The organism is Acinetobacter sp. RF15B (genome assembly GCF_007558235.1).
Classification (GTDB): Bacteria; Pseudomonadota; Gammaproteobacteria; order Pseudomonadales; family Moraxellaceae; genus Acinetobacter; species Acinetobacter lwoffii_C.
On the sequence record NZ_VLSR01000040.1, the window covers coordinates 1 to 4,639 of the forward strand.

A 4,639-nucleotide genomic window follows, 5' to 3' on the forward strand; every position below is an offset into this window, starting at 1 on the left:
AAAAAAATATTATATAAAGTAATTATTTCTAAATAAAATCTGATAAAATCAGCTAATTTTTTTAATTAAGTATTTAATTATGAATAAATTTTTATTAGCAACTTTAATATATTTAGGAACAACAAGTGCATTTGCATCTAACTGTTCAATTAATTACGTAGCTAACGAACAACTAGCAACAAAAATTAAAGAAAATGGTTTTCAGTTTAAGGATTACCAAAAGCTATGCCAAATATTAGATAAAAATGATGCTGGTATCAAAATTTCATCAATTAGCCAAATAAGCCCATATCAAACAACAAGTTCTGTACGAGTAGGTTTATATTTAAGACCAGAGAAATACAAAGGAATGACAAGCTCAGGGAAAAACCGAATAGGATATGAAGAAAAAAGAACATCTAACGCAGAAGAAGAAAATACATATAACGTAACGATGACATTACTAGAAGACCTAGCCCAAGATGATAATTACAGAAATAAAATGCTAATAGAGTTAAACGAAATGAAAAGGGCAACAAAATAAAAGAACCTAGAAATCAGCTGATATCTGATTTAGGCTTGTTTAGTCTCAAAAAAAGAGAGTTTATAAACTCTCTTTTTTTCTTCTAAAATATGTAGCCCTACTAATCCCCATTTCTTTCCATGGTTCGCCTAACCCAGGTCTACCGCCTGATTTAGACTTCTTACCGCCTATAGCACCTTTTCTACTTTGGCGATCTATAAACTCTTGATAACAGTAAGCGTCTTTTTTCCAACAATACGTAGCAATACTTTTCGCAGTAGCTTTAATTTCTGAATACGGCAATGCCTCTAAAAATGCCTCATTTACGCTTAAACACTGTTTAGTGACTTCTTCTAGCCAGGTACTATAAATACCACCTCGATGCGCTCTTACAGCCGTATATGCCCATTTACGCACGGTATCAAATAGTGTGCAGTTGCGTCCAAGTCCTGAAACCTCTTGTTTCTTGCTTAGTTTCTTAGGTAAATCGACAAAATCAGCCAAATAATCGAGCGTATAAGCTTGTTCACTCCAAAAAGTGACACGCCAATCTTTATGAAATGGATTCTTCGTAATGAGATGACTATAGCCAACATCTGCCCCAAGTTTATTGGCAAGTCCTGCTTGAACCTTTGAGGCATAGGCTATTGCTTTTTGACTACCAAACTCACTGGTACACAGTGGAATTTCTAATTTATAGCAAATATGAGCATGACCATTTTTTAAGGTCTGTGCTGTCCAATAGGGCATTGGCAAATTTTCGTCATGCCATGCCATGACAGCATCTGAACGATCTATATCAAAAAAGAAGTAATGAAGCATACAAGGCTGATTACCCTGTATGTACTGCATATTGATTGCCGTTTTTTTCGGTCTTATTTGTAAGCCATACAATAAATCATCTGCACAGTATGGTTTATGAGCAAGATTTTCAAAAAAATCGCTTAATTGAGCGTTATTCACCTTTTGCAACGTCCTGTATGTTGCAAATGCTCAAAACATCAGTAAAATACAAGTATCGAATTTGCGTTTACTGATGCTTTAAGTATTTGTTAAACAATGAGAAAAAAGTAGGTTTGCCGACCTGCTTTTTTTTCGCCTGAAAGAAAATCTAACACAACTTTACTAGCTTTAAAAGTTATTGATTTTCTTAATTTTATAGCCGTTTTTTTGCTAATATACGGCATATAATCTAATTAAATATTTCTCGAAGTATGCAAGATTCTTAAAATAAAAACTCGCTTGGCTTCCTCATCAATTTGAATAATTGCACGGTATGGACTGTCAGAAATAAGCATTTCTCTTGTTCCTAAACTGCCCTTTCTTTTGGTGCGTTTTGGTGAGAAATATAGGGTTTCTAGCTGCTCAGTAATTTTTAAATACATCTTTTCTGCTAGCTTTTCTCCCCATGTTTCTATGCCATACGCCAAAATTTCAATTAAGTCCTGTTCTGCTTGTGGCAAGTAAGAAACTTCATAGGTCATCTTTTACGGCTCGCTACCAAGTCTCGCGCTTTTTGCATTGCAGTAGCATGTACTGACTTCATTTCTTTCGTATCAGATGGATGTGATTTCAAAGCGTTTAACGCTTCTGTAATTTTCTCTTTTTCCCAATCTTCATAGTCATCATCTTGGACATCAAAAAGGCTTTCTAAGTGGGTGCCTTTAACGTCTTTTAATGACAAGAAAACACCAACAGGGCGCTTATTCTTTGTCACTAATACAGGCTCTCGCTGCATAGTATCTAGTAATTCACCAAAGCGTGATTTTGCATCTTTCGCTGTAATAACTTGCATTTTAAAACCTCATAAAAGTAGGCGTTTTGTCTATTTTAGACTTTTATCAAAAGTAGTCTAGCGTAATTTATTAAACTTAACGCTCAATACCTCTACTTGCTTTCCTGTTAGCCTGTTTTTCTTTCATTTGTTGATTAAGTTGCTGTTCACTTCTCTTAATTTGCTGTTCAGATTGTTTAATTGCTGATTTTGACTGGCTAATTCCTCGTTCTGACTTCTCAATACTTGATTCTGAATGCTCAAGGTTTCGATCTGCTCGCTCTGATTTTGATTTATAGCGTTTAGCTCTTTCAATTGCTTCTCTAACGAGTTCAATAAGTCTTTGTAGCGATTCATAAAGTCGTTTGGCATTATCTTGTTCCGCTTGATTAAGATTACTCTGTTTTACGTCCTGCTTTGCTTCTTTTGAGGTGGCTAAGTTTTCAAATAAACTTCCGCTATCCATCAAAAACTCCTTTCCATCATTTGACTGGTTAAATGGATTTTCAAAAGGAGTTTTAAAGTTAGATTCTATTTTTCCAATTTCAGTACCATTTGACTGGATGTGGTTTCGTAAGCGTCCGCTTTTTTGCTGTTCTTCGCCATGATATATAAGGTTTTCTTGTCTTCGCTCTCGTGTAATGTCACCTTCCGCAAGATTTGTTTTTCTAGAGGTGTCTGCTCTACTTTGAGATTGATTTCGGCTAATTCCTGCTGCTTGTTCTGGATTTGCTTCGCTAACCACCAATTGACGCCAAGAAAGACTAGAAACACTGTAATCAAGATGCCCAGAATTGCTCCCGTGAGAATATTCAAACGCAAAGCGTTTCTGATTTTCGGCTGCTGGTCTTTGATGGTTTGAAGGTTTGACCTTAAAATTTTCTCTGTTTCCTTGCTGCTTGCTCTCAATAAGGCGTTGTAACTTTCCAAGTGCTGTTTCGTAACGCTCTCGGCTTGTTCTTTGATAATCCTGTCCTGCTCGGCGGTGTTCTTCTGCAAATTGCTTATCAAATTGTCGATTTTCATAAATTACGCCTTCTAAACGAATATTTCGCTTGCTGTCAGGATTCTTAATACTGATTGATCTATCTGTTTCTCTAGCAATCTCAAAACCTGCACCCTTGAGGGTTTTAACTACATCCTGCCTATTTTGAATATTGCCGTTGCTAATTTGCTCAGCAATTGCAGTCCCGATTTGCTCTTTAATTTCTTTAACGCTTTGCGGTAGGTTTTGGCTATTCAAAGTTTTAACCGCTTGAGCTTTCTCTGGTGCGTGGGGATCTGTTAAACCATGCTCAAAATTAGTGACTTGCTTCCAGTTTTCTACAAGTGGGCGGTCAGCTTGATCAAAATAAGGTTGTAATCTTTTTCCTGTACTTAATTCCACGTTTGGAATAATGAAATTAAGTTCTAAACGCCCTTTATCAGTGTGTTCTATCCAAGTAATGTCGTATTGATCGCGCTCTAAACCTGCAAGTAATGTTTCTTCAAAGCTCTGCATGATGGCTTCTTTTTGCTGTTCTTCGAGGTTTAACTCTTCAAATGAAAGTACTCCAACCGTATAGCGATTCTGAAAGTCCAGGTTATCTGCCAATCGTTGGGTTAACTCAGGATCTCCACTCAGTAAAACCGCACCTGGTCTATCTCGATCTTTGCCAAGTAAGTAGTCAATTGTTGCACCTGCACTACCTCCCCCTTTATTTCCCAAGAATTTAACGATCATAATTAGCCAAGATTCCTTGCAATTGTTCTCGAATAACTGCCAACTCTGCGAAAGCTCTAATTTTTTCTAAATCAGATTCCACAGTATTTGCTTGTCTAGCAATCTGATTTAGATTTCCCCCAATGCGTCCTAATGCCGCTAAGAGTTGAGGATCTGCCACTTTATAGTTTCTTTTTTTATTCGGTTTCTCATTTAGGCAAGTATTCCTAATCCAAGTCGCAAGTTCTCCTCCTGTCATTCGTTCAAGTAAGGCTTGATGTTCAGCTTCGGTCAAACGGACTTTGATCTCTTTTTGTCTTTTGATGATTTCTTTCTTCGTCATGACTAAATCTACTTCATGGATAGGATCGGCTTTTTTTGTGAGGACAAATTGCTAAATGAAGGCAATTTACCGCAACACAAAAAGGCGAAAGAGGGTCAAGGGATTCTTCCCTTGCAAGGCACAAAAGGCAATCTAACGAAAACTTAATTTTTTGTATAGAGTACCCTTTGTGTGTCCTTGCCCTTTTTTAAAAAAAAATATTATATAAAGTAATTATTTCTAAATAAAATCTGATAAAATCAGCTAATTTTTTTAATTAAGTATTTAATTATGAATAAATTTTTATTAGCAACTTTAATATATTTAGGAACAACAAGT

General features: G+C 36.1%; 6 protein-coding genes. 1 reads left to right on the plus strand and 5 read right to left on the minus strand.

From position 1 onward, the window contains the following. Nucleotides 1-79: 79 nt before the first annotated feature. The gene (locus tag E2K74_RS14255; RefSeq protein WP_151205546.1) at nt 80-523 is read left to right on the plus strand and encodes a hypothetical protein; all 444 of its coding nucleotides are present in this window, start codon (nt 80-82) and stop codon (nt 521-523) included. 60 nt (nt 524-583) lie between these two features. On the opposite strand, the gene E2K74_RS14260 is transcribed toward E2K74_RS14255, so the two are convergent. The 5 genes from E2K74_RS14260 to E2K74_RS14280 form a co-directional block, all read right to left on the minus strand. Further along, nucleotides 584-1,465, minus strand: a complete 882-nt coding sequence (locus tag E2K74_RS14260; protein ID WP_151205547.1) for a replication initiation protein — start codon at nt 1,463-1,465, stop codon at nt 584-586. A 233-nt stretch (nt 1,466-1,698) separates the two neighbouring features. Continuing rightward, entirely contained in the window at nt 1,699-1,986 is a 288-nt protein-coding gene (locus E2K74_RS14265; RefSeq protein ID WP_151205548.1) for a type II toxin-antitoxin system RelE/ParE family toxin, read from the minus strand. Further along, nucleotides 1,983-2,297, minus strand: a complete 315-nt coding sequence (locus E2K74_RS14270; protein WP_151205549.1) for a type II toxin-antitoxin system Phd/YefM family antitoxin — start codon at nt 2,295-2,297, stop codon at nt 1,983-1,985. Before E2K74_RS14270 ends, E2K74_RS14265 begins: the two co-directional genes overlap by 4 nt. Before the next feature lie 76 nt (nt 2,298-2,373). Further along, a complete protein-coding gene (locus tag E2K74_RS14275; protein ID WP_151208223.1) occupies nt 2,374-3,999 on the minus strand; it encodes a relaxase/mobilization nuclease domain-containing protein in 1,626 nt (541 codons plus the stop codon). Beyond that, nucleotides 3,989-4,321: a plasmid mobilization protein gene (locus E2K74_RS14280; protein ID WP_151205545.1), complete on the minus strand. Its 333-nt coding sequence runs from the start codon at nt 4,319-4,321 to the stop codon at nt 3,989-3,991. The genes E2K74_RS14275 and E2K74_RS14280 overlap by 11 nt, the downstream gene beginning before the upstream one ends. Between the last annotated feature and the right edge of the window lie 318 nt (nt 4,322-4,639).

Bases quoted from the DNA above. Each gene is read 5' to 3' on its own strand.
- E2K74_RS14255 (WP_151205546.1), top strand. From the start codon at position 80: ATGAATAAATTTTTATTAGCAACTTTAATATATTTAGGAACAACAAGT.
- E2K74_RS14265 (WP_151205548.1), bottom strand. From the start codon at position 1,986: ATGACCTATGAAGTTTCTTACTTGCCACAAGCAGAACAGGACTTAATT.
- E2K74_RS14270 (WP_151205549.1), bottom strand. From the start codon at position 2,297: ATGCAAGTTATTACAGCGAAAGATGCAAAATCACGCTTTGGTGAATTA.
- E2K74_RS14275 (WP_151208223.1), bottom strand. From the start codon at position 3,999: ATGATCGTTAAATTCTTGGGAAATAAAGGGGGAGGTAGTGCAGGTGCA.
- E2K74_RS14280 (WP_151205545.1), bottom strand. From the start codon at position 4,321: ATGACGAAGAAAGAAATCATCAAAAGACAAAAAGAGATCAAAGTCCGT.